This is a genomic window from Myxococcales bacterium (assembly GCA_016706225.1).
Lineage (GTDB): Bacteria > Myxococcota_A > Polyangia > Polyangiales > Polyangiaceae > JADJKB01.
On the sequence record JADJKB010000015.1, the window covers coordinates 134,320 to 158,810 of the forward strand.

General features: G+C 67.2%; 20 protein-coding genes and 1 pseudogene. 14 read left to right on the forward strand and 7 right to left on the reverse strand.

All coding sequences use genetic code 11. From position 1 onward, the window contains the following. Positions 1-420: 420 nt before the first annotated feature. The 3 genes and pseudogenes from IPI67_23740 to IPI67_23750 form a co-directional block, all read right to left on the reverse strand. Positions 421-1,251, reverse strand: a pseudogene (locus IPI67_23740) (serine/threonine protein kinase). A gap of 166 nt (positions 1,252-1,417) precedes the next feature. Next, the gene (locus IPI67_23745) at positions 1,418-2,395 is read right to left on the reverse strand and encodes a class I SAM-dependent methyltransferase (protein MBK7583198.1); all 978 of its coding nucleotides are present in this window, start codon (positions 2,393-2,395) and stop codon (positions 1,418-1,420) included. Between the two features lie 79 nt (positions 2,396-2,474). Then, the gene (locus IPI67_23750; protein MBK7583199.1) at positions 2,475-3,485 is read right to left on the reverse strand and encodes an FHA domain-containing protein; all 1,011 of its coding nucleotides are present in this window, start codon (positions 3,483-3,485) and stop codon (positions 2,475-2,477) included. A gap of 77 nt (positions 3,486-3,562) precedes the next feature. Here IPI67_23750 and IPI67_23755 point away from each other — a divergent pair, with 77 nt between their 5' ends. The 5 genes from IPI67_23755 to IPI67_23775 all read left to right on the forward strand — a co-directional run bounded on the left by IPI67_23755 (position 3,563) and on the right by IPI67_23775 (position 8,686). Continuing rightward, positions 3,563-4,474 carry a diguanylate cyclase gene (locus tag IPI67_23755; protein MBK7583200.1) on the forward strand — a complete coding sequence of 304 codons (912 nt, stop codon included), beginning with the start codon at positions 3,563-3,565 and terminating at the stop codon, positions 4,472-4,474. 108 nt (positions 4,475-4,582) lie between these two features. After that, the gene (locus IPI67_23760) at positions 4,583-6,715 is read left to right on the forward strand and encodes a PilZ domain-containing protein (protein ID MBK7583201.1); all 2,133 of its coding nucleotides are present in this window, start codon (positions 4,583-4,585) and stop codon (positions 6,713-6,715) included. Between the two features lie 124 nt (positions 6,716-6,839). Next, positions 6,840-7,667 (forward strand): hypothetical protein, encoded by an 828-nt coding sequence (locus IPI67_23765; protein MBK7583202.1) that lies wholly within the window; start codon positions 6,840-6,842, stop codon positions 7,665-7,667. After that, complete coding sequence (locus IPI67_23770; GenBank protein ID MBK7583203.1) at positions 7,664-8,029, forward strand: hypothetical protein; 366 nt, start codon at positions 7,664-7,666, stop codon at positions 8,027-8,029. Before IPI67_23765 ends, IPI67_23770 begins: the two co-directional genes overlap by 4 nt. A 42-nt stretch (positions 8,030-8,071) precedes the next feature. After that, a complete protein-coding gene (locus IPI67_23775; GenBank protein ID MBK7583204.1) occupies positions 8,072-8,686 on the forward strand; it encodes a hypothetical protein in 615 nt (204 codons plus the stop codon). Here the strand turns inward: IPI67_23775 and IPI67_23780 are convergent. Next, positions 8,647-9,462 carry a hypothetical protein gene (locus IPI67_23780; GenBank protein ID MBK7583205.1) on the reverse strand — a complete coding sequence of 272 codons (816 nt, stop codon included), beginning with the start codon at positions 9,460-9,462 and terminating at the stop codon, positions 8,647-8,649. The genes IPI67_23775 and IPI67_23780 overlap by 40 nt on opposite strands. 894 nt (positions 9,463-10,356) lie before the next feature. Here IPI67_23780 and IPI67_23785 point away from each other — a divergent pair. Together IPI67_23785 and IPI67_23790 are read left to right on the forward strand one after the other, a co-directional pair. Beyond that, complete coding sequence (locus IPI67_23785; GenBank protein MBK7583206.1) at positions 10,357-11,382, forward strand: HNH endonuclease; 1,026 nt, start codon at positions 10,357-10,359, stop codon at positions 11,380-11,382. Positions 11,383-11,759: 377 nt separating this feature from the next. Next, complete coding sequence (locus IPI67_23790) at positions 11,760-12,443, forward strand: hypothetical protein (GenBank protein MBK7583207.1); 684 nt, start codon at positions 11,760-11,762, stop codon at positions 12,441-12,443. A gap of 26 nt (positions 12,444-12,469) precedes the next feature. On the opposite strand, the gene IPI67_23795 is transcribed toward IPI67_23790, so the two are convergent. Next, on the reverse strand, positions 12,470-13,801 hold the full coding sequence (locus tag IPI67_23795; GenBank protein MBK7583208.1) for a hypothetical protein: 1,332 nt from the start codon (positions 13,799-13,801) through the stop codon (positions 12,470-12,472). Positions 13,802-14,046: 245 nt separating this feature from the next. Continuing rightward, positions 14,047-14,577 (reverse strand): hypothetical protein, encoded by a 531-nt coding sequence (locus IPI67_23800; GenBank protein ID MBK7583209.1) that lies wholly within the window; start codon positions 14,575-14,577, stop codon positions 14,047-14,049. A gap of 6 nt (positions 14,578-14,583) precedes the next feature. Between IPI67_23800 and IPI67_23805 the strand changes: the two genes are divergently transcribed. The 3 genes from IPI67_23805 to IPI67_23815 are packed head-to-tail and all read left to right on the forward strand — an operon-like array spanning position 14,584 to position 17,529. Next, on the forward strand, positions 14,584-15,504 hold the full coding sequence (locus tag IPI67_23805) for a hypothetical protein (protein ID MBK7583210.1): 921 nt from the start codon (positions 14,584-14,586) through the stop codon (positions 15,502-15,504). Further along, positions 15,504-16,895, forward strand: coding sequence for a serine/threonine protein kinase (locus tag IPI67_23810; GenBank protein MBK7583211.1), 1,392 nt, complete (start codon positions 15,504-15,506; stop codon positions 16,893-16,895). Before IPI67_23805 ends, IPI67_23810 begins: the two co-directional genes overlap by 1 nt. A gap of 40 nt (positions 16,896-16,935) precedes the next feature. Then, positions 16,936-17,529 carry a TetR/AcrR family transcriptional regulator gene (locus IPI67_23815; protein MBK7583212.1) on the forward strand — a complete coding sequence of 198 codons (594 nt, stop codon included), beginning with the start codon at positions 16,936-16,938 and terminating at the stop codon, positions 17,527-17,529. Positions 17,530-17,568: 39 nt separating this feature from the next. Here the strand turns inward: IPI67_23815 and IPI67_23820 are convergent, their stop codons facing one another. After that, positions 17,569-18,258: a hypothetical protein gene (locus IPI67_23820; GenBank protein ID MBK7583213.1), complete on the reverse strand. Its 690-nt coding sequence runs from the start codon at positions 18,256-18,258 to the stop codon at positions 17,569-17,571. 119 nt (positions 18,259-18,377) lie between these two features. On the opposite strand from IPI67_23820, the gene IPI67_23825 reads away from it, so the two are divergent. The 4 genes from IPI67_23825 to IPI67_23840 form a co-directional block, all read left to right on the forward strand. After that, complete coding sequence (locus IPI67_23825) at positions 18,378-19,664, forward strand: protein kinase (GenBank protein ID MBK7583214.1); 1,287 nt, start codon at positions 18,378-18,380, stop codon at positions 19,662-19,664. After that, complete coding sequence (locus tag IPI67_23830) at positions 19,661-20,638, forward strand: PEGA domain-containing protein (GenBank protein MBK7583215.1); 978 nt, start codon at positions 19,661-19,663, stop codon at positions 20,636-20,638. The genes IPI67_23825 and IPI67_23830 overlap by 4 nt, the downstream gene beginning before the upstream one ends. After that, complete coding sequence (locus IPI67_23835) at positions 20,638-23,307, forward strand: hypothetical protein (GenBank protein MBK7583216.1); 2,670 nt, start codon at positions 20,638-20,640, stop codon at positions 23,305-23,307. The genes IPI67_23830 and IPI67_23835 overlap by 1 nt, the downstream gene beginning before the upstream one ends. Before the next feature lie 156 nt (positions 23,308-23,463). Continuing rightward, positions 23,464-24,491: glycosidase (locus IPI67_23840; protein ID MBK7583217.1), on the forward strand; the 1,028-nt coding region annotated here is incomplete at its 3' end.

Consider the following 24,491-nt stretch of genomic DNA (forward strand, 5'->3'; position numbering starts at 1 on the left):
AGCGAGCTCGGCGCTAGCGCTCGGCGCGCTCGTCGAGGTCTCCGGTGTTGGCCCACTGGTCGAGGTCGGAGGTTCCTCCGCAACTTCGGGCAGCGGCGCGGAGTCCATCACCGCAACCGTCGATGGTTGCGCGGCAGGCTCCGCCTGGACCGAACGGAATCGCCAAAGGCCCAGCCCCCCGGCGCTCACGAGGGCTGTCGCAGCGAACAGTGCCGCGGCAATCAACAGCGGCCCGCGCCTCGGCTTGTCACCGGGCTTCGTTTCGCCCCAGGCAACCCCGGTCGATGCCGGCTGCTGCGGAGCTGCCACGGCAGGCTGCGCCAAGGTCGGCGCCGAAGCGAGCATGCTCGGCTCTGGCTTCGGGACCGAGTCGGTAACCCGAGACATGCGGGTGACGCGTCGCACCGACTCTCCGCCTTGCGGTGAAAACTCGGCCATCGCCACCGCCAGGTCACCAACGGTTTGATAACGCTGCTCTCGCGACTTCGTCAGGCAGCGCTCGACCACGGCGGCGAAGGCTGCGGGAACGTCCGCGCGTCGCGTGAGCACGGGCGGTGGCTCCTCCTGAAGGATCTTCGCGCACAGCTCGGGCAACGACTCGGCTGAAAACGGAGGGCCACCGGTCAAGAGCTCGTACATGATCGCTCCCAGCGACCAGATGTCGGTCCGCGCGTCCACGCTGCGTGCCGACGACATCTGCTCCGGTGACATGTAGAGGGGTGAGCCCATCATGGCGCTGGTCTTGGTCAGGGCTGCCTGGTCCTGTCCCGGCAGCGTGACCTTGGAGATGCCGAAGTCGAGCACCTTGATACACGGCGAACCGTCGAGGAAGCGCGTGAGGAACAAGTTGGCTGGTTTGAGATCGCGGTGGACGATTCCGAGCGCGTGAGCTTCGGCGATGACCTCACAGGCCTGGAGCACCAGGTCCGCCACTTCGTTTGGCGGCAGTGGCCCCTGACTCTCGAGCAGCTGCGACAGGTCGACGCCGTCCAGGTACTCCATCACGATGTACGGCTGGCCGGTTTCGAAGGTCCCCACGTCCATCACTCGCGCGACGTGCTCACTCTTGATCTTGGTGGCCGCGCGAGCTTCGCGAATGAACCGCTCGACGGCGTTGCTGCTTGCCAGCGCTTCGGGCAGCAGGAACTTGAGTGCAACCCGCTCGTCGAGCTGGATGTGTCGGGCGGCTACCACCACCCCCATGCCGCCCACGCCGAGCACACGCTCCACCCGGAACTTGCCGGCGAGCACCTCGCCCTCGCGCACGCCGACCATCATGAAGGGACCAAGACCGAGTCTACGGCTCGATGGGCGGCGCGCTCAAGCATGCTTCGATTTTCCCAAGGAACTTCCAGCGAGCCGTAGCCTCGCGCAGTGCACCTTGCCGCCACGGCGGGCCGAGCCGCGACGGACGCCCTCAGCTCGGCTTCCGACCGACCACCAGCTGTTGGGTGTCGAGCAGTGTGATCTCGGGCCCCTCGAGTCCGGCCAGGCGGAACCACTCGTGGGCCTGGCCCAGCGTGGGGCTGCGACCCTTCTCGGTGTAGTAGAGCATCGTCAGGCCGAAGAAGACGGCGTTCTCCGGGCCCTTGCCGTGGGCGTCCAGGAACATGTCTTTCAGCGCAACGTAGCCGCCCGGGCGCAGGTTCCTGGCCATGCGAGCGATGAGCAGCGCGTTGTCCTCGGGCGACTCGCCGTGCACCACGTTCGCCAGGAAGATCAGATCGAAGGGCCCGCCGAAATCCTCGGTCTGATGAAAGTTTCCCTCGCCGTACTCGAGGGCCGTGCCGTGTTTGTTCTTTGCGTATTCAATCGCGTGCGGCAGATCGAACAACGTGGTGACAAAACCCGCGTCGGCGAACACCCGCGCATAGCGCCCGTGACCCCCACCCACGTCGAGCACGCGCCCGCCCTTGGGCAGGAGCGGCGCAAGCCAGTCGAAGCTGCTCTGAGCGGCGGGGCCGCTGCTCGAGTAGAGCATGTCCAGGAACTTCTTCGTGTGATCGCCACTGTCGGCGCGGGTGCCACCCGTGGTTGCCTTCGAGTTGCCCTTGTCGTCGAGCACTGGTCCGCCGTTCTGCAGCACCTCCTTCATGCGGCCGAGATCGCGCAATTGCTCGAGGTTGCGCTCCGTCGGCATGCCACCCTCGTCGAGCAAGCGCGCGCCGGCGTCCGTGAGCACGAGGCGCTTGCCGTCTCCCGCGACCAGACCGATGTACTTCAACACCGGCAGGGTGGTGGCGATCGCGCGCGGGTCGACGCCGAGCTCGTCCGGAGAGATCGGCCCCTTGCGCAACTTCGCAAAAAGTCCGAGGGAGTTCCAGGCCGAGACGACGGCCAGGGCTTTCGCGGACCAGAGCCAGAGTGTCGCGTCGCGTTCGGTTTCTAGCTTCATGGGTCGCCTCGCGTTTCGGTGGTGAATCGGCGCCGAGCGGCGCTCGGCGGCGCAACCGAAGCACGGGGGGGTGAACCGCTCAAGTCGCTTTGAAGAGCCAGATCAGTCCGACGATGCTCAACCCGAGCACCGTCAGGGCAATCAGCGCCACCACCACGTCGGCGAGCGCCCACCCCGGTCGCCGCGCTGCCGGACGCTGGGTCTTGCGTTCCGGTGTCTTGGCAATGGGTGACGTGGCACCGCCCACGAGATCCGGCCGGAGCGGGCCATCACCGAGCCCGGAGTCTGGCCCTTCAGCGGCGCCGGGATCCGGTGACGTGTTTGGCGCATCCACGAGATCGTCGTCGCGCATGCGTTCGTCCGCGGCGCGCTCGAGCTCGGCCAGCGCTTCGCTCACTGGATCTTCGTAGCTGAGCACGTTGGTGCCAACCTGAAGTGGCACTCCGGTGGGCCACACCACGTCCTTGCCTGCGTCCAGCTTGTTGCCGCCCAGCGACGCGCCGTTCTTGCTCCCGAGGTCACGCACCAGAAGCTGGGTACCCTTGCGGGTGATCTCGACATGACGGCGCGACGCGTCCGCGTCGTCGAGTGATAGCTCCACACCTTGGCCGCGACCGAGCACGTAGGGCCGACCGGCTTCACGGATGCTCACCTCACGCCCCGCGTCCGGACCCTCCGTGACGAAGACACGGACCGCCGAAGGATCACCCTGAGCCTCGAGCGCTTCGGCCACGAGCCCGAGCGCGATCTCCTTGGTGGCAACGTTCGCCGCTGCTGTCGGCACGATGTGCTCGACGCGGAGCTCGAGCCAGATGCGCCCGACCCGCAACATGTCGCCGGAGCGGATCACGCGCGGCGAGTGAGGCGACAGTCGCACCGGACCGACGAAGGTGCCGTTGGTGCTGCCCTCGTCGACGATCAGGTACTCACTTCCACGCTGCTGGATCGACGCGTGCCGGTGGCTCACGCTGGCGTCCGGCAGGCGCACATCGCAGCCCTCCCCGCGACCGACCACGATCCGGGGCGCATCGAAGGTCACCTTTGGCGCCGACTTCAGATCGCCGGAGCGCACCACGACCGTGAGCGCCATCGCGCGGATATTGACCCTTGCCCGTCGGAAGTCCAAGTCTTCCGATGGCGCCGACTCGCGCGTATCATGGCAGGCTCATGAGCCAGCCCAAGGATCTCCACTCGACCACGGTTCAGCAGGCGGGGCTCGGGCCGGTTTCCAGCGAGACACTGCCGAAGAACCGCAGCGTGTTCACCGTGCTCGCCGGGCCGGAGCCCGGTCGGATCTTCTCCCTCGAGAACGGCGAGGTTATTTTTGGGCGGGACGACACGGCGGCCGGGCGTTTGTTGGACGACGGTCTGTCGCGCCGGCACGCGCGGGCGTTTCGCAAGGACGGGGTCACCTTCGTCGAAGATCTGGGCAGCACCAACGGCACCTTCGTGGGAGACGAGCGCCTCTCGGCTCCGAAAGCGCTCAAGGACGGCGACCGGGTGGGGCTAGGGCGCAACGTCGTCTTGAAGTTCGCCTTGCTCGACGTGCTGGAAGAAGAAGCGCAGCGCACCCTGTACGAGTCGACGGTTCGGGATCCTCTGACCCGGGCGCACAACCGCCGTTACCTCGAGGAACGCCTGGCCAGTGAGCTCGCCTACGCCGAGCGGCACGGGGCGGATCTGACCCTGGCCATGATCGACATCGACCACTTCAAGCGCATCAATGATGGCTTCGGTCACCCCGCCGGCGACTTCGTGCTGAAGAAGGTCTCCTCGGCCATCAGCCGTTCGCTGCGGGTCGAGGACGTCTTCGCCCGCTTTGGTGGTGAGGAGTTCGTGGTGCTCCTCCGGGGGATAACTCCGGAGAAAGCCCGACAGTTCGGTGAGCGCGCCCGCGCCCTGTTGGAGTCCCTGGTCATCGAATGGGAAGCCAAACGGATCCCCGTGACGGCCAGCCTGGGGATCGCGACGATGACGGCGGCGCGCCGTTTCCCCAACGGGGCAGAGCTGCTCGCTGCAGCAGACGCGGCGCTCTACGCGGCCAAGAACGGCGGCCGGAATCGCGTCGAGATCGGCTGAAGTCGCGCTCTCGGCTCGCGGCCTGGTCGCACCCGCTGCCGGGTGAACGTTTCCGGTTCTCGCCCCCGAAACTTGGCCAAAGTCGGCTGGGGGCCCTACCTCCCGAGCGTGGCCCCCGCTCCGTATTTCGGGCGCGGGCTCACGGGAGGCAGCATGAGCTACGAACAGGAACGGCGCGCCAACGGATTGCAGCGTGTGCCCGTGCAGGCGCTAGTCGAGATTTGTGGTCGCGACGTCGGTGGAGCCCCTGCGTTCGAGGCCGAGAGCGTCGACGTCAGCGGTCGCGGGATGCATCTGCGCACCGCGTACTTGCCCGAGGTCGGCGCGCCATTGGTCTGTCGCTTCGAGAACGGTGGTCAGGAAATCGTCGTCGAAGGCAAGGTCGCCTGGCGAAGCGAGGCCGACCGCGGTGGTGAGTTCGGCGTTGCGTTCACGGCCCTCGACAGCGGCAGCGTGGAGGCGCTGAAGGAGCTGTGCGGGATCGGCGCCGCAGCCGAGGCAGCTGCTGAGACCCACTCTAACCCCGACGAGAGCCAGCCCCCCGGCGGCACCGGCGTGCGAGTCCGCCTGCACATCGACGGCCTTGGCTCACCGATGAAAGCATGTGTCCGAGCTGGCGGCTCGAAGCAGGTCGAGGTGGCATCGAACCTCGAGTTCCTGAGGGTGGGGCGCCACCTCGAGATCGAAGACGTCGGCGCGGGCGGGCGCCGCGGTGCTCAGATCGACGGCGTGGACGTGGTCATCGACCCGCGGACCCAGGTCCCGCAATTGGTCGTGGCGCTGCGCTACGACGGGGGCGCAGACGACACCCCGGAGCCGAGTGTGATCGACTCCGAAGAGGGTGATGAGCTGCTGGGCGGTCATGCTGGGGCCATCGGCGGCTTCACGGCTGCCGCTGCCCACACGGATGACGACGCGCCGCTCGGTGACGACGACTTCGTCGATGGAGCCGAGATGGACGAGGAGGCCGCAGCCATGCGCGGCAAGGTGGCGAACATGGCGGTCGACGCCGGCGCCGCCGCAAAACGTGGTGGAAAGATGATGGCGAAGCTGGGTGGGGCGGCGGCGACCAACGTCGGCAGGCTGTTCAAAGGGGCAGGCGCGAAAATGATGGAGCTTCGGCAGAAGAGACAGGGCAACGCACCCAGGCGCACCACCGCGGCGGCTCCGCCGTCCGGTGTGATGTCGGCTGGCAGTCGCAAGCTGCGTCCGCAGTCGGGTACCGCCGAGGCCATGCCGGCGGAGGTCGAGCTCGATCCGGCGGCCAAGAAGAAGCGTGCGAAGAAGGTCGCCGCGCTGAGCGCCGTTGGAGTGCTCTTGCTCACGGTGGGTGTGATCGCCATGAAGAAGCCGACGGCGCCGCCGGGTGCCGAGGGCAAGAAGGATGTGCCCGCGGCGGTCGCGGTCGCCGCTGGCGACGTGATCAAGGTCGACGAGCAGGGCAACCCCGTCGACCCGAAGAAGGGCGCGGATCCGGCCAAGGGCGCGGACCCGACCGCGGCCCCCGCTTCGACCGGTGCCAACGCGGACGTCCCGCTGTTTGGCCCGACGCCGATGGCGACCATGGAACCCGCGCCGCTCGGCTCGGCCCCCGGCTCCGCCGACGAAGGCGACGAGGCGGACGACGCGAAGGGCGCCGAGGCCAAGGAGAAGGCGGCGGCGGGAGCTGCGGTCGACGACCAGGCTTTCGGCGACTCCGGTGACTCCGGTGATTCGGACGACGAGGAGGGCAAGGGAAGCGCAGGCAGCGCGGCGCCGTGGGGTCACGGCACTCTCTCGGAGCCGGTCGTTCACCGGCTGCGCCTCGACAAGGCGGCGACGAAGCTCCAGGGCGCCGTGAACGCCACCGGTTTCACGGTGGTGCTCCCCGGTGTGAAGGTGATGGAGTCACCGAACGGGATCATGAAGCGCGACAATCGCATCGCGCGGGTGAAGACCCGCAACGGCACGAGCGGAGCCGAGATCAGCTTCCAGTTCAAGGACGGCATCCCGGGCTACAAGGTCCGCTTGAAGAAGGACTCGGTCGAGTTCCTGATCAGCTCGCCGGGCAAGAAGGGTGGCGCAAAGGCCGTGGCCAGCGCCGACGCGGAGCCGAAGCAGCACAAGAAGAAGTCTGGCAAGAAGAGCGCGGCGCTCTCGTCCGGAAAGAAACACGGCAAGAAGGCCGGCGGCGCAACGAAGCTCAGCAAGGGTGGGAAGAAGGGCGCGAAGAAGAAGGCCGCGAAGAAGAAGGCGCTCTGAGCAACGCCCCACCGGGCCAGCGATGAAAAAGCCCCGCGGCTGAGCAATCAGCGGCGGGGTTTTCTCGTTTTTCTTTACGCCGGGCGCGAGTTCTGGCCCCCTTCCGCCCGGAAAGAGAGGGAGCATGGATCCGTTCGCCCCCATCAATGGGATTTCGCTGGAACGTTACGCAGATCTCGGCGCTGCGCTCGACGGTCTCGACAAGGACAAGGCGAAGACCGAGGAGGTGCTGCGTGGCGAAGGAGTCACGGTTGCGGACTACGAGGCTGCGAAGGCCGGCTGGACCGCCCGCATGCAGGACATGTCCCTCATGGGTCGTGTGGCCACGGCGTTCATGCCGATGTATCAGGCGGCGCTCGCGCGGCGAAAAGGCGGAGCCGCTCGCTGCAGCTACGACGACTACGTGCACGTCAGCGCGCTGATCAAGATCTACGGCTTCGAGGCCGCGATTCAGGCGGCGGGCGTCTCGATGAGTGATTGGACCGAGGCCGGTGGCTACTGGACCGGGCAGATGTCGGCGAACATGATGCAGTACGCCGGGCATCACAACTTCGTCACGCAAGAAGAGACCCGCATTCGCGGTGGGGGCGGCCCGCGCCAGGTTCAGGTGACCCGCGACACGAGCGCAGGGGCCATGGCGGCGCCGAACGCACAAGCTCTGCAGCAGCAGGCGATGATGGATCCGGTGCAGGCCGCGATGATGAACCCCGCCTACCAGCAGTCGCAGGCCGCCGCCGCGTCGATCATGCAGAACCCGCTAGGGTTCGGCCTCGGGCAAGCCGCGTCGTTCATGACCGGCGGCATCGTCGCCGGCTCCAAGGTGAAGGTCGCGTGGTCTGACGGTCAGCACTACGCGGCGTCCGTGATGCAAGCGGCCCCGAACCAGTACCTGGTGCAGTTCGACAACGGCTCGCAGCAGTGGGTGCCGTCCAACGCCGTGAGCAAGGCGTGAACTGCGAGACCTGCGGCGCGACCTTGTCGCTCGACGACATGACGCGGCCGAACTGTCCGTACTGCAAGAACGTACTCAAACACCACGCGCGCGCCGCCGAACACGCGGCGCTGGTGAACAAGGTGCTCGACGACCGGATCCGCGGCCAGTACCCCGGCCTACCGCCGGGCCAGGTGCCGCAGATCGGCTACGGTTTTGGCGCGCCCATGTCGCCGGGTTTCCAGCAGTTCCAGCAGTTTCAGCAAGATCAGGTGGGCCACGCCATCAAACGGGCGGGCTGGATCACGGCGGTGGCATTCCTGGTGCCAGTCGTGATGCTCGTGGTCATTGGCGGGGTCGTCGCGCTTTGGTTGTTGTTGTGAGGTGACCCTCTCGACCACTGCGCTAGGCTTCGCCCGGACCCCATGCTCAGCGCCGGCAACAAGAGTCCTTCGCTGCTCGCGCGGCTCGTCATGGTTGGGTTGGCTCTGGGTCTGACCGCAGGCTGCGGCTCCAAGCCGAACCGGACGCGGGACGCCGCGGTGGTGACCGGGGCGGCGCTGGTCACGGCGGGAGTGTATCGCGCAACGACGGGCGGCTGCTGGGCGCAGTGCACCCCCGGCCGCTATTGCAATCGCAAGTCGGGGTTGTGTGAGGAGCTTCCGCGCGGCGCGCCGCCGCGCGCCGCAGCCGCTGCACCCGTGCCGGAGCAGAACTGGTGGGAGGCGGGCGAGGCGGCTTGCCCGGAGGGCTCGACGCTCAACAAGGATCCGTCCGAAGAAGGAGATCCCGTGATCTTGTGCAGCCGTGCGGATGGCACACCGCACGGGCGCGCGACCTTCTTTTATTCGAGCGGCCGGCGTGAAATGGAAGGCGAGTACCGCGATGGGAAAGCGGTCGGCGCCTGGCAGCACTGGGACGAAGACGGCAAACCCGGCAAGCTGGAGCAGCTCGGGGGAAGTGAGTGTGGGCTGCTACTTCGAAGCTGCGATGGCGGTCTTCACGGCGTCGGGAACTCGTCGCGCACGAATAGCTCGTAGCGCAAACCGCCGACGTCGATCAGCACACCTTCGAACGTCGAGCCTTCGCGCAAACCCCGGAGCTTCGCCGCGTCACCCGCGTCCGTGACGACCTTGCCCCCCGGCTCGTTGGGCAAGGGTAGGTCGGTGATGGGCCAGCTGAGAGGCCAGGCTTTGGCCGGCTGCGCCGTGACTTCCTTCGTCTGAGCGGCTGCGGCGACCGGTCCATCGAGGGGCGAGCCTTCGTTCCACAGTTTTTCTTTCCACTGGGATGCGGCGTCGATGGCGGACTCCAGTCCTTTGGGTGCATCTGGATCACAACCGCAGCTGCAATACGCCGAGCTCGTACCGTCGCTGATGGCCACGTTGCCGGCGTCTGGGCAGCCCATGTCCAGCCAGCTCGAGTAACTGGGGATGTTGCTCCGATGGACCGCGGTTGCGAGCTCTTGCGCGCGCGCGGGGTCCAACTTTCCGCTCTTCACCCCGTCCTGCACGCTCCCGCCCAGGAAGTACTCGCAGCCGCCGGTCACGTAGAAGAAGCTCCAACCATAGGGGTTGGTGAAGACGTAGGACGGCATCACCATGCCGCCGCCGAGCGTCGCCGAGAAACGAATGCTGGCGCTTCCGTCGCAGAGCGCGGGCTCGGAAGCGCCGCCGGTCCCGCCGCCGCCGCCCGCGCCGCCGCTGCTTGCCGCGCCGCCCGTCGCCTCGCTGTCGCTGCTGGTGGAGCCACAGGCGCTCGAGCCAAGAAGAACCAACGCCGCGGCGCCCAGGAAGCGCGTCGTCGTGGAGCTCATGCGATTCATCCTATCGTGTGCCAGGCTGTGCCTCGGTCGTGGTCCGGCGGTCCGGCGAACTCTACCAGGAGGCATGTCGATTGGCAGTCGGGCCGAGGGGATGGGCCGGCGACCGAGCGGTCGGCGAAGCCAGCGGCCGCGAGAAGAGAGCAAGGAAGAGAGAGAGAAGCCGGTCCCCCGCGGCGCAGGGATAGGGTGCGCGGGCCGCGAGGAGAGCGGCGTGCTGGCGTGAGCGCGCCGGGTGCCGTCAGCGCATGCGAGCGACCGCGCGTCGTTACCGTGTGCGTCGCGCACTGCCGGCGCATGCGTGGAACCGCCAGCGGTTCGCACTCCGCGCGAGCGCGCGAGCTCGAGGACGCTGCCGCTGCCAAGACCACCGAGGGCAATCCTTGCACCCCTCTTTGTTCGAGGGGTGCGAGCGGCGTGGTTCCGAGCTCTGCGCCGTGGCGAAGCGCGTGCTTGAAAAGAGCGGTCGCGCGACGATTCGATTCACATTTTTCTTGACGGGTTTTCGAGCACGCAGCGCGCGCGAGCGACGAGTCACGAGGAAACCCTCACGCCCTGCCACGAGGATGCGCGCTGTGCGCGCTTTGCGCGTCGCGATGACGTTCGAAGCGTTCCACGTCGTGAGCGTCGCGCCTGGTGGCAGCGGTGAGGGCGAAAAATCGCGTGGTATGCGAGAAAGCATGCCTCTCCTCTCTTCGGTCTCCGATCTCGACCTCCGCGAACGCCTCTCGGCTGCCGTCAGCACCGAGCGCGCCGCATCGACGGACGTCGTCTTCCACCTGGCGGAGCTCGACCGCCGTAAGCTCTATCTCGAGGACGCGTGTTCCTCACTCTTCGCTTACTGCGTGGAGCGCCTGGGGGTACTCCGAGGACGGAGCCAACAAGCGCGTGCGCGTTGCCCGCCTGGCACAGCGCTTTCCTCAGATCCTCGACGAGCTCGCGTCGGGTGAGGTGCACCTGACCGGGCTGTTCCTCCTCTCCAGGCACCTCACGGAGGACAACGTCGAGCAGCTCCTGGCCGAAGCGCGCGGGAAGTCGAAGCGTCAGCTCGAAGAGCTCATCGCCCGCTGGTCTCCGCAGCCGGACGTGCCGACCACCTTGACCACGATGGCGCCCGAGCCCGCGCAGACGGAGTTACCAACAGTGTCTGGGGCAGGTAACTCCGTGCCAGCGCCTCGGCCCTCGATGAATCGTGCTCGTCTCGAGCCCCTCTCGCCGGAGAGTGTGCGATTGGAGCTCACCGCTCGGACCGCGTTTCGCGACAAGCTCGAGCAAGCCCGCAACCTGCTCAGCCACGAGATCCCCAGCGGCGACCTGGCGACGCTCCTCGAGCTCGGCCTGGACCTGCTGATCGCGGACGCGATCCAGCGTCGCTCGGGCGCGGGCAAGCCGCGCAAGCGTCGCGAGACGAAGCCGGGCTCACGGCACGTGCCCGTCGATGTCCAGCGGGAGGTGCGGGAGCGGGACGCTGACCGGTGCACCTTCACCGATGCTGCCGGTCGCAGATGCTCAGAGACCCGTTTCCTGACCATCGAGCACATCGTTCCCTTCGCGAAGGGCGGGCCGACCACCGTGGACAACTGCTGCCTGCTCTGCTCGGCTCACAACTCGTACCGAGCGCGACAGGTCTTCGGCGAAGAGCACATCCAGAACGAGATCGCGGGGGCTCGAGCTCGCCGCGAAGCGATCCGCACGCCTGAGGTGCAGTCCGCGTCGCCAACGCCGCCGGTGCCGCCGCCTGCGGTCGCGGCCGCGCCCGAGCCCGAGGTGTTCGAGAAGGTGCGCTCGGCGCTGGTGCTCTCGGGGTTCAAGCGGGCCCAGGCTCGGCAAGCCGTCGAGCAGGTGCGACTGCGCGGGGTCGAGCCTCGGCCCGAACCCCTGCTTCGCGCCGCGATCGCCGCGCTCACGCCCTGAGACAGTCCGGGCACACCCCCACAAAGGGTGTGCCGGCAGGTGCTCGTGGTCTCGGCAGCGGCAGCGTCGTGGGCACGAATGCGAGCGAGAGAGAGGAGCGCATCATGACTCGAAGGGGACGCATCGAGCAGAGGCTCATCGGCGTGCTGCAGAAGCGCATCGGCGAGGCGCGTGCGCCCTAGGCGGCCGGCAAGCCCTTCCCCCGCCTCGGCTCGGGCCGCCGCTCCGAGCTGACGGTGGACGATCGCGCGCGGCCTGGGAAGAACCGATCGAGACTACCAGGAAGCACAGCCCTGCTCACCTCGGGTCCGGATTGGAGGTAGCCTTGGTCGGCGGCCTGCCGGGGGAGAGCTTCGGGGGACGTTTGGGTGAAGACCATGGACCGTCGTGCCATCACGCCTCTCTCGCTACGGGCGAGCCCGCTGCTCGCCCTCCTGCCCCTCGTGATCGCCGGTTGCCGCAGCGCCAAACCGAGCCATGTCGATGCGCCCCAGGAGACCGCCATGAGCGCCGAAAAAAAGCACCCACAGCCGCTCGCTGCCGCAAGCGACTCACGGCTTCAAGTTCAGCTCGAGATCACGGACGAAGTGAAAATGGATCGCATCCCGATGCGGACGGCGCGCCTCCATTTCAGGAATCTGACGGCGGAGCCGCTGCGCATCTACCTGCCCACGCCCGACGCCTTTCGCTGGGGCATCAGTGGGATCGTGATGCGAGCGCCGAGCGGCACGACCCTCTTGATTCCGGAGCCTCGCCCGCACGGTTACGTGGTCACCGAAAATGACTTTCCGCTGCTCGCCCCCGGCGAGAAGAAGACCTTCACGCAGACCTTCAGTCTCGATCCGATGAAACCCGGCGCGGGCACCGCCACCGAGCGTCTGCCCGGCTTCGAGGCGGGCGCCAAGGTGGCGCTGCGCTGGACCTACGAAAACTCCATCCGGCGTTGGGAGGCCGGCGTCCAAACTCTGGACGGCCCGACCAAGGCGCTGTTCGACGGTGGCGACATCCCACACATCTGGACCGGCAAGCTGAGCGTGGAGACAAGCTGGACGGTACCGTAGCCCCGTCCGATTCTCCTTGGGCGGTCTCACAGACCGCTGAGCGCGCTGATGACCGCCGGGCTCAGCGGCGTCTTTGCCTTCTCGCCGCAGCTGCCGAACGCTCCGTTGGTCTGGGTCTTGGAGTCGCCGCCCAGACCCTCACCGGCTTTCACCTGGTAGGCGTTGACGATGAAGTCGACGACCGACACTCCAAGCGACGCTCGGACCTTCGTGAATCCGGCGCGTTCGCTCTGGGGTAGCCGGGGCAAGATGGCCGAGAGCAGCTGCATCACGTGCATGTGGTAGCCGCAGTTCTTCCAGTCGTTGCCCTTGTTGCCCAAGAAATGCGCTTTGCCGAGCTCCGGGTTGAAGCCGTAGTAGAGCCAGCTCCTCTGGATCGGTTTCCCCCCGGGGGTCGTCGCGATGAAGTCGAACAGGTTGGGCGCTGAGCCCTTCCCGTCGCTCCCCTTGCCGTACACCAGCTGGTAGGTCCCTTCGAACGACGCCTGGCGCAGCGCGTCGATGCGGGACGAATGGGATGTCGTCGTGTCGAGGGCATCGACCTCGGCGAGCACTTGCGCGGCTTCGTACATGTCGCGCACGGGATGGAGGCTCTTGTTCAAGGTCGCGCCCGCGTTCGTCTCGTCGAAGTCCCGTCGCGTCACCGAGTGGAACCAGGCGCACGCCTTGCCCTTCCAGTGTGCACACTCACTCCGGCTGCGCAGCCCACCGTCCGCGATGGGGTCGGTGATCACACCGAGCGCAGCGAGTCCGAGCTCACGGAACACGCGCCCGCGCTCGCTGAGCTTGCCCTCCTGTTTCAGGAACAGGCGGTAAATCCGCAGCATGCGCAGCCCGAAGTCGACCTGCGACATGGAGTCGTACGCGATGTGCTTTTCGTTCCAGTAGACCAGGCGGTTGAACTTCGAGAGGTCCAGCTTTTCCTTACCATTCACCACGTGTTTCAGCTTCAGGTAGTCGGTCTTGCCCTGCTTGTAGAAGCGGACATTGGGATTCGACAGCAGGTACAGCGTCTGCTGGTAGAGCAGGTCGGCGGACGCGCTCGCGGGGCCGTCCTTCCCAGCGGCGCCTTGCAGCTGCTCGAGGCACGGGTTGACCTTGTGCCAGGTGTAGTCGCTCCGGACTTCGTGCACCTGATGGGAGCTGCCCGCGAGCTGGAAGTTGACGAGCTTCGTGTCGCAGCCGACTCCGACGGCCAATCCCTCCGTGTCGATTGGTTCGGCGTCGAACGCCTGTTCGTCGAGCGCCTCGACGGCGCAGGCCGGAGTCAGCGCCCAGCACGAGAAGGCCAAGAGTGCGCCGGCTATCCGACCGGCGAACCACGATGACGAACCACGAGACGGGCAGCGAAGCGGCATGAGCAGACCTCCGAGTGGACGCACTTGCAGCTCTCGTTCCAGGACGTCTTGCTCCTGAGATCGCCGCGCTTCGCCGTATGCCACCGACACCCTCGCGCGGAGAGACCAGCCAGTTGCAAGCCGTTTGTGCTCGCCCCGGTGTCTGACATGTCTGCTGACACACGGTCACTCGAGCTTCGCCCTCGAGCTCGTCGCCCGGCCCGAAACTCACTGGCGGTCGGATGGCGCCAGCGAGAGACGGTCGCTCACTTGCACGCCATCGTCTTCATCTGCAGCACGTCCTTCTCGCAGACCACGCTACCCGCTTTGCAAGTCCCCCATTCGCCCTGCTGGCCACACTCGGGCAGTGACTCTAGAAACCCCTGCGAGACGGAGTCGCACTTGGTCAGCGAGAGTCCTACGCACTCGAGCGGCGTGGTGAACTCACGATCAGCAGAACCGGAGCAGTCGAAATCGAAACCGATCTTGGGATTCTTGCTCGGTGTGAGCATGTAGGCCGATTGACCTGGATGCACTTCCGAGTCATCGTCAGCGCAGTCCGTGCCGGCACAAGACTCACTCTTGGCACCGTCGTCGTCGCAGTCGCAGGCGACCTTGCACCCTGCGCTCGTTCCTGCACTTCCGCCCGACGCGGCCCCACCGGACGCGGCCCCGCCCGAGGCAGCACCGCCCGTGTTCACGGAGTCGCTGCCCTCGGGTAGATCGACCAACAGCGCGCACCCTTGGATCCCGAGCAACGCCCCGAGACCGACGCTCACCGAGGTGCGGCCTTTCATGACCTCATGGTAGCCCAAGTGACCGCACAGAGCGCTCTGCTTCGGGTCGTTTTTGGTCTCGTCCTGGCCCTGACACTTTTCCCTCGGGCGGCGCACGCGGACGAACCACGGGTGCGAGCGGCGGCGGAGTTCGAGCTGGGTTTGAAGCTGTACGAGCGAGCCGACTACGCCAATGCCGCGCAGGCATTCCTGCGAGCCGACAAGCTCGCGCCCAGCGAAGATGCCTTGCGAAACGCCATCGCCGCTGGGCGCAAAGCCAGCGACCATCTCCTGGTCGCGCGTGCCAGCCGTCGAGCCATCGAACGCCAGACGACGGGCGCGGAGTTGCTCGCAGCGGCCAGAGAGGCCCTGTCGCAAGCCGGGCCACACCTGGGGCGGCTGCAGCTGAGTTGTGAGCCCGCGCCGTGTGAGCTGCGAGTGGACGAAGAGCTCGCCCCTGCCGGCGAACACTGGGTGCTGCCCGGCACTCGGCGCATCGTCGCGCGGCACGAGAAGCAGAGGGAAGTGCGCGAGCTGGTTCTGGAGCCCGGGGCGACCTATCGAATCGTGCTTCGAGTCGTGGAGCCGGCCGCAAAACCCCGCGCACGGCCGCCTGCTCCACGTCCTTCGACCTCCGGGGCGCGCGGGATGCATCGGCCGCTGCCGGCGAGTGTCTTTTACGTGGGCGCCGTGGCAACCGTTGCGCTCGGGGCGGTCACCGCATGGTCTGGCATCGACACACTCTCCGCGCGCGACGAGCTGCCGAACGAGCCCACCGGCGCGGAGGTGGATCGCGTTCGTTCCAAGATCCGCAGGACGGACTACCTGCTCGCGGGGACGCTCGTGCTCGCGGCCGGCACGGGCCTCGTCGGCGTATTCTGGGCCGACTTTGGCGGGAGCAGCCCGGAGACCGCGTCGCTGGGTGTTGCCGCGGTCGGGCGTTTCTGATGCCGGGTACGCGCGCCGGCGCGGCTCCTGACGCTCTGCTGGAGCTCGGTCGGGGAGGCATGGGGACCGCGTACCTGGCGCGAGCTAAGGGTGCCGACCGGTTCGAGCGTCTGGTCGTCGTGAAGCGGTTGCAGGAGCACCTCGTCGAAGTGCCCCAAGCCCTCGAACGATTTCTCGACGAGGCCAGACTGGCCGCGCACGTCCATCACGCAAACGTCGTGGGTACGCAGCACGTCGGGCGCGACGCGCTGGGTCCGTATCTGGTGCTCGACTACGTCGAAGGGTCGAGCCTCGAAGGTTTGGTCGATCGCCAGGCGCTACGAGGGCGAGCGTTTCCGCTGCCCATCGCGTTACGAATCGTGCTCGACGCGTTGGCGGGTCTCGAGGCGGTGCACACCGCTAGTGATGCCAAGGCTCGCGAGCTACGCATGTTGCATCGCGACGTGACGCTGCAAAATGTCCTGGTCGGCCGCGACGGCGTCTCGCGCATCGCCGATTTCGGCATCGCGAAGAGCGCGCTCGGCTCCGTTGTCACGGATGATCGTTACCTGGTGGGCAAATTGCTCTACATGGCCCCGGAGTATCTGCGCCGAAGCGCGATCGACGCGCGACTCGACGTGTACGCGCTCGGTGTCACGTTGTGGTTGGTCTTGTCTGGCCGCGAGCTGTGGGCCGGGGCCAGCGATGCCCAACTCTTGGCTCACATCTTGACGGATCCCCTGCCGCCCATTTCCAGCGGCGCGCTCACCATCCCTCCGCAAATCGAACAGCTGGTAGCCAAGGCCTGCGCCAAGGACGTCGCGGCTCGCTACCTGAGCGCGCGGGAGATGGCCGCGGACATCGAGCGCATCGCAAGAGAGACCGGATGGCTCGCGAGTCACGCGGAGGTGGCTGAGCTCGTCGAAGATCTGTGCGGGCGAGACATGGCGGCGCGTCGCGCACGCGTCGCGGAGCTGGTTGGTGACGCGGCTCTGGGTGCGGACGGTTCGAACACGGCAGTCGTAGCCGAGTCTTTGGTCGAGCCGCGGCGCAAGTTGATGGTCCCGGGCGTGCTGCTCTTCGCAGCGCTCGCGTTGGGTCTGGTGGTGTACGCGCTGCGTAGAGCGCTGCCGAGTGAGCTGCCCGCGTCGGCCGCTGCGCCGGCCGCGTCGACCGCGTCGACCGCCGCCGCGACCCCGACGACGCCGGTCAGCGTGATTGAACCCGAGCCGAGCGCCACCGCCGCCCCGTCGGCTTCCGCAACTCCCAGCGTCGTTCCGCCGACGCGGAGGCCAACACCCTCGCGCCCGAGCGAGCCGCTGCCACGCTCGGTGCCGTCGAGCCAACCAGCGACCGGTGGCACGCCGAAGCCCCCGGACGAGGTCACAAAAGCCAATCCCTACGTCAAGTAGGCTGCTTGACCCCGTCTGCTTCTTGGCGTTCGATCACACGGTGGGAATCAACGAGCGCCGCCAGCGTGAACGTGAGGATCGACGACGTGCGATCTTGGACGCCGCTTGGCAGGTCGCCGAAGAGCTCGGTTGGGCGGTGTTCAGCGTCGAGCGAGTGGCGTCCCGCGCGGAGCTGGGCCGCGCAACGGTCTACGGTTATTTCGAGAATTTGGACGTCCTGGTGCACGTCCTCGCGCAGGAGGCGCTCGACGAGCTTCAGACCCGGCTCGCAGCGGCGCCAGGGCTGGCCGAGTCCCTCGATGTGCCGGTGCGGCTCGCTCAGTCACGCCCCGCCGCGTTCGCGCTGTTGTTCGATGCTTCAGTAAACCCGAAACCGGTGTTTGCCACCGCCGAGCTGACGGCCATCCGCACCGAAGCGCGAGAGGTGCTCGGCCGTCTGCGACGGCTGGGTGATGGCGCCGGAGCACTCTCGCCGGATGCGGTCAGCGCGGCGGCGTTCGTGACCGGGATCTCGATGGCCGGAGCCTTGGTTCCCGAGCTGCGATCGAGCACACCGCTCAGGCGGCGCTGGCAGGGGCTGATGCTGGGCGACCCACCCGCCCCTGAGCCCGCGAAGACGCCCAAAAAGCGCTGATCGACCTTGGAGCGGCCCGAGCTCCGTGCGCGGGTCGCGTCAGTGACAGCCTTGGGTCTTCTGCTCGAGGACCTGTTTGCTGCAGAGCGCGCCGGTGCAGACCCCGAAGTCGGCGGCCGAGCCGCACGCCGGAGCGCTGCCGAAATATCCCTGACCGCTCGGACACAGCGCCACAACACAGTTCAGCACCGTCGAGAACTGCGGCTCGGTCTTGCTGCTACAGTCGTAGTCGAAGCCGCCATTCTTGGTTTGCTTGGTGAAGTACGCGGTCTGACCGGGGTGAACGTCGGCGTCCGTGTCGTCGCAGTCATCCCCGCCGCACGTGCCTCCCTTCGCGTTGTGGCCGTCGTTATCGCAGTCGCACGGCTTCGGGCACGAGGTGCTCCCGCCGCTCCCGCCCGCGGCGGTCCCACCGGTGCCGGTACCGCCCGCGCCGGCAGCTCCGCCGGTTCCGCCGCTGCTCGCGCCGCCGACGTTTGCGTCGCCCGCCGCGCCGTCGCCGGCGTCCGCACCGGCCGAACCGGCGACTCCGCCTGCACCCGCGACGCCGCCCGCGGCGTCACTCCCTGCATCCTTGGCGCCGGCGCCACCCGCGCCGCTGTCCTTGGTGCCACCGCTCCCGCCTTTGCCACCCGAGCCGCCGCTCGAGAACTCCGTGTCGTCGCTGCCCCCGCAGCCCACGCAGAGCGCGCAACCAACGAACATCAAGACTGGAAAGTAGTTTTTCATTCGTCACCTCACTGCCAAGCTTGAAGACAAACTCCGATCGGCGTGAGCGTCGTTATCCGACGCCCCCGTCGGAACCCGACGCTCACGCCGGAGTTGTCCGCCGGTCATGCTGAGCGGGCGTGGAAGACGAATCCAAATTCGGAGCGTCACTTCTGGGGCGCTACCTCAAGGGACGCTATCAGCTCACGGGGATCATGGCAGAGGGTCCGCGCAGTGTGGTGTTCCGTGCGAAGCAGCTCGATCTCGATCGCGACGTCGCGGTCAAGTTGCTGGCACTTCGGTCCAGTGAGTTCCCCGAGCTCGGTCAGCGACTTGCGCGTACGGTCCATCGCGCAGTGAAGGTGCGGCACCGCGGAGTCGCGGAGATGTACGAACACGCCGTCACTGACTCGGGCTTCAACTTCGTCGCGATGGAGCTGCTCAGCGGAATCAGCCTGCGACGGTTGCTGAAGGACGGGCCGCTCACGCCCGCCGAGGCCGTCGAGATTGGAGCGTCCATTGGTTCGGCGCTCGGTGCGCTCCACGCCGAGGGCATCGTCCACAACAACCTGAGCGTCAGCGGGGTCTTCCTCGTGCCGAATCACGGCGGCGGACGCGACATCAAGCTGATCGGTGTGGGCATGGCGATGCCCATGGCCTTCTCTGACGTCGAGAAAGATGCGAACGCCCGGCGCACGCTGCTCGGGCTCGCCGGCGCCGCAAAGCGCGAGCGCCCCGCCGTCTTCTACGGCACTCCAGAGGCGCTCTGCCCCGAGCTCGCTTACGGCGCGGAGCCGGACGTACGCGCCGACGTCTACGCGCTCGGCGTCTTGATGTACTGGATGCTCTGCGGCAGTCCGCCGTTTTCGGCACCGACCTGGGAAGCCCTCGTCGCGCGCCACCTTGCCGATCTGCCGGACCCGCTGGGCAGCCGCGTTCGCGGCGTGCCGGTGAAGCTCGAGCGAGCCGTCATGCGCGCGTTGCAGAAAGATCCGGCGGCCCGCTTCACGACGGTAGCTGAATTTTGCGATGAGCTCTGGCGCGGACTCATTCCCGACGACGAACCGGTCCTCCCGGTCGTCAACCGACGTCGCGCGGTTGGCGTCGGCGTGTTTTGCGGCGCGGTGGCCCTCTTGGCGTTCGGGTTCTTGCTGACCCGTCAGAGGCAACCCACGCCGGCCGAGCCTCCAGTGCTCGCTCGGCCCGCCACGAGCGCGCTCGGTGAAACCTCCCCGGCCACGACCCGAGATGGCGCCGGGCTCCCCGAGCCGTCCACGCGCGAAGCGCCACCACCGACCGTGCTCCCCGAGCCGGTCAAGACCAAGACGCGCGCTCGCCGGCTGAGCGGTGCTCCGAGCACGAACGCCAGCCCGCCCGAACCGCCGCCGAATTACTCGCTCGACGAGGATCTGAAGGAGTACCGATGACGATCCGACTGACAGTGTCCATTCTTGCACTGCTGCTGCTCTCGCTCTGGCACGGGCCTGCGAACGCCGACACGACGGCCGCGAAAAAAGCCTTCGAGGCTGGAGCCCAGGCGTACCGGGAAGGACGATACCCAGACGCAGTCCGGCACTTCCTCGAGGCCTACGAGGAAGACCGTCAGCCCGCGCTCATCTACAACGCCGCGCAGGCCTACGAAAAGGCGGGAGACGTGCCCAATGCGCTCCGGTCGTACCGGCGGTTTCTTCGGCTCTCACCCGATGCCGACGATCGCCCGACGGTCGAGCTGCGCGTGAAAAATTTGGAGGGGCGCCTGCGCCAGCAGGGCGTGCAACAAGTGAGCGTCTTCTCGACCCCTTCGGCAGCCGAGGTCGAGCTCGACGGCAAACCGGCCGGCAAGACACCTTGGAGCGCAGAGATCGCACCCGGCCGTCACGTCATCGTGTTGCGTCAGCCGGGTCTGCCGGACCTCACCAAGGAGTTCTTGCTCAGCGCGGAGCAATCGCTCGAGCTCGACATCTCTCTCGGCAAAGGCAGCGCCACTCCGGCGCGTTCCGCCCGCGGTCAGCCAGGCTCAGAGCCACGCGGAACCAGCGCCGAGGCGAGCGCGGACACCGGCAGCCCCGCTCAGGTTGGGCTGATCACCTGGGCCGCCCTCGGCGTTGGCGTGGTGGGGTTGGGCACCGGGCTCGGTTTCGAGTTGGCGCGGGCGAGTGCCGAGCGCGACGCCCGTGACGCCTCCACGCAGCTCGAGCACCGCGAGCGCTACGACACGATGAAGAGCCGGCAGACGACGGCGCGCGTGCTGACTGCGGTAGGCGCCGTTGGGGTCACCGCCGGTGGGGTGCTCCTCTACTTCGACCTCACTCGGAACCGGAAGAGAGCAGCGCATCGCACCCGAGTGCTCTTGGCGTGTGGAGCCACCGACTGCGCCGTCTCGGCACGAGGGAGCTTCTGATGCGCCGCCTATTCATGCCGCTGGTTTTCGTCGTGTGCTGGCTGCTCGGCGCGAGCTGCGCGAGCGACCTGGATGCCGATGGTGCGGGCAAGGCTTGTGGTCCGAACGGAGAGTGCCTCGCTGGCTACGTGTGTGATCCGGCGCTCCGGCGTTGCGTGAGCGCATCACATCAGAGCGACGCCAGTCCCGACGCTTCGGGCGGCACCGCTGGTACCGGTGGCAACTCGGGAACTGGCGGCGCGGGTGGGGCCAGCGGCAGCGCCGGCAGTGATGGCGGCTCGGACGCCGACGCTTCGGCGGACGCGGACGGCAGCAGCTGCGATGCCGGACTGACGAGTTGCGGCGGCCAATGTGTCGACACCCAGGTCGACACTTCTCACTGCGGAGGTTGTGACTCACCGTGCAGCGCACCGGCGGGCGGGTCGCCGACCTGTGTGTCCGGCCAGTGCTCCTTCGGGTGTGATGCCGGCAAGAAGGCCTGCGGAGGGGCCTGCGTCGGGCTCGACTCCGATCCCTCCAATTGTGGTGCCTGTGGCAACGCCTGCCCGATCCCCACGGTCGGGTCGGCCTCGTGTGTGTCCGGCGCGTGCGGCGTGGACTGCGGAACGGAATTCACGGAGTGCGGCGGCGTGTGCACGAACTCCAAGACCGACCCGAAGAACTGCGGAGGTTGTGGCACGACCTGTGCGCCGGGCAAGCTGTGCGCGTTGGGAATTTGCTCGGATTCGTGTCCGTCGGGCATGACGGCTTGCGGGCAAAGTTGTGTCGATCTGAGCACGAACCCCGAGCACTGCTCCGCGTGCAACGACGCCTGCCCCGTCCTTCCGAACGCCACCAGCAAATGTACCAGCGGCAGCTGCGGTTTCGAGTGCAAGACCGGCCTTGCAAAATGCGGCAGCAGCTGCGTGGACAATCAGTCGGACCCGGCCAACTGTGGCAGCTGCGGCGCTGCTTGTGCGACACCAGCCAACGGTATGGCGACCTGTGGCCTTGGACAGTGTGGCGTCGCGTGCAAACCCGGATTCGTCAAGTGCGGAGGTCAGTGTGTGGATCTCTCGTCGAGTCCCAAGCACTGCGGTGGCTGCGGCGTGAGCTGCGCCTTGGGGCAGGTATGTTCCGCGGGTAACTGCTCGAGCTCGTGCTCGGGTGGGCAGACGAGCTGCGGCGGTCAATGCGTCGACACCCAGACCGACCCCAGTCACTGTGCAAGCTGCGGGTTTGGATGCGCCGACCCAGCCAACGGTGGGGCTCTTTGCGCCGCGGGAGTCTGCGGCGTCAGCTGCGACAGCGGCTACTCCGCGTGCTCCGGTGTGTGTTTGAACACGACCAGCGATCCGAATCATTGTGGCACCTGCACCAACCAATGCCCGTCGCCAAGCAACGGCACGGCAGCGTGCAGCAACGGGCAGTGCGCCTTGGCCTGTAACGGCGGCTACACCGAGTGCGGTGCTGCGTGCGTCAACCTGGCGAGCAACACCGCACACTGCGGCGCCTGTGGCAGTGCTTGCGGCGTGAATCAGGTGTGCGCCGCTGGTGTATGCACGACATCGTGTCCGTCTGGCACGACCAACTGCGGCGGCTCTTGCGTCGATGTCAAGGCGGACTCCTCGAACTGCGGTGGGTGCGGCAGCGTCTGCACGGCGCCTGCGAACGCCAGCCCGGTCTGTCTCGCGGGCAGCTGCGCGTTCACGTGCAACGGTGGGTTCGTGAAGTGTGGCGCAGCGTGCGTCGGCACCCAGACGGACGTGCTGAACTGCGGCGGCTGCGGCAAGGCTTGCCCGGTGCCCGCGCACGGAGCCGCGCTCTGCAGCAACGGCTCGTGCGGTTTCGTTTGCGACTCGGGTTACGCGCAGTGTGGCACCGAGTGCGTGAAGCTGGACGGCGACCCCAAGAACTGCGGCTCGTGCGGCAACCAGTGCCCGGCTGCCCAGAACGGCACGCCGGTGTGCTCCGCGGGTTCGTGTGGTTTCGCCTGCGACAGTCCCAGCTTCCCCGCATCGTGTCCTCCCACCGGATGTTTCGATTTGCAGGTCGACGTCGATCATTGCGGTGCCTGTGGCACCAGTTGCCCCGGACCCGTCTCGGGAGCATCGACCGGCTCGCGCGGATGCGGCGGCGGAAACTGCAACGTGACGTGCAGCTCGCCGACGACCAGTCAATGCCCGACTCCGAACGGGGCCGCCTGTGTGAACCCGACGCTGGATCCGCAGCACTGCGGCAGCTGCGGGAAGAGCTGCGGCAACGGAGGCAGGTGTAGCGGCGGCGCTTGTTCGCCTGACGACTGCGCGCTCGGGATGAGCAAGTGCGGGCTCTCGGGCTGCGTCAACCCCAAGACCAATCCTGGACACTGCGGCGGGTGCGGAAGCGGATGCCTCGGCTCGAACAATCGCTGCGAAGGCGGTGCCTGCAAGTCTGCGTGCTCGGCGGGCCTCCAGGCTTGCGGGAACGTGTTGTCGGGGTTCGCCTGCGTGGACGTCAAGACGAACCCAGAGCACTGCGGCAGCTGCGGAAATTCCTGCGGAGCCGGCAAGGTCTGCGCGGGTGGCAGCTGCAAGAGTTTCCTCTACGCCGCCGGCTGCTGGGAATGCGGCAACGGCAACACGATGCCCGTCTGCTGCACGGTGCTCGGCGACACGACCTGTCTTCCCGCCGGGACGAGCTGTCCGTGAGCGCACACACGCGCGGCGTGCTCACCGCGTTCGCTGCAGCGTTCGCCCTGGCTCTGGCGCGCCGTCGTGCCAGGCAGGCTCTTTGCCCGTCATTCCCTGGGTCAGTGCGTTGAAGGCAACGCGGTTCCCGGGCGGGTGCTAGAGCAAGTTGAACCCATGCTCCCAATTTCCGTCGTGAAGACCGAGCTCACCTTTCGCCCGGATCCGCGGCGCGTGATCACCAAACCGTTCCTGCCAGCCGGCGTCGAACCCAACGGGAGGTCGCGCATCGAGGGGATCTTGGAGCGGATCTCTCAGCTGTCGGACGCGACGGTCGAGTCGACCCTGGCCGGGACCTACGGCCGCTTTTCGTCGAGGCACTCGGACTTGACCGCCGTGCTCGAGCAGGGATTCGCCTCGGTCGCGCATCACTTCGCAACGCCAGGTGACTTGTCCACCGAACGCCGGCGACTGATCGGCGCCTACTTCACTCACGAGTATTCAGTGGACGCCGCGGCCTTGAGCAACCCTTCGATGGTCGCCGCACCAGACCAATCGCGCCTGGCCCCGGGCGAGCAGCGCTTCGTGATGAGCCTGCGGGCGATCGGGGAAGGCCACGTCTCGTCGATTCAGTTCCGCTCCGGAGTCGTCGACGCGCACGGAAGGGTGACCATGGAACCGACGAGTCCCCGGGTCACGACCGCCCGTCGCAACGCGCCCATCTATCACCGAGGGGTCTTCATCACCAAGCTTCGGGAAATTCAGGCGTTCACCGATACGTCGAGGCAGGTGTTGGAGCTCCTGCCCGAACGCTTCAGCCTGGAGGCGCTCGAGCAGGCGGTTCGGGAGGTCGAGGCTGCCCATGGCAAGGACCAGGGCATGCTGCAAGCCACGCGAACCATTCATTGGTTGGCGAGCTCGAACTACCAGAGCACCTTCGACGCCAGCTCCCACATCTCCGAGCGGGTCCTGTTTCCCGCTGGACCGACCGAGAGTCATGGCATGGAAGACGCCCGCTTCGTGCGCTTCACCGACGACGACGGCAGCGTGACGTACTTTGCCACCTACACCGCCTACGACGGTTACAAGATCCTGCCGCAGCTGATCGAGACCCACGACTTCGTCTCGTTTCGGGTCGCCACACTCAACGGCAGCAGCGCCACGAACAAGGGCATTGCGCTCTTCCCCCGGAAGATCGACGGGCG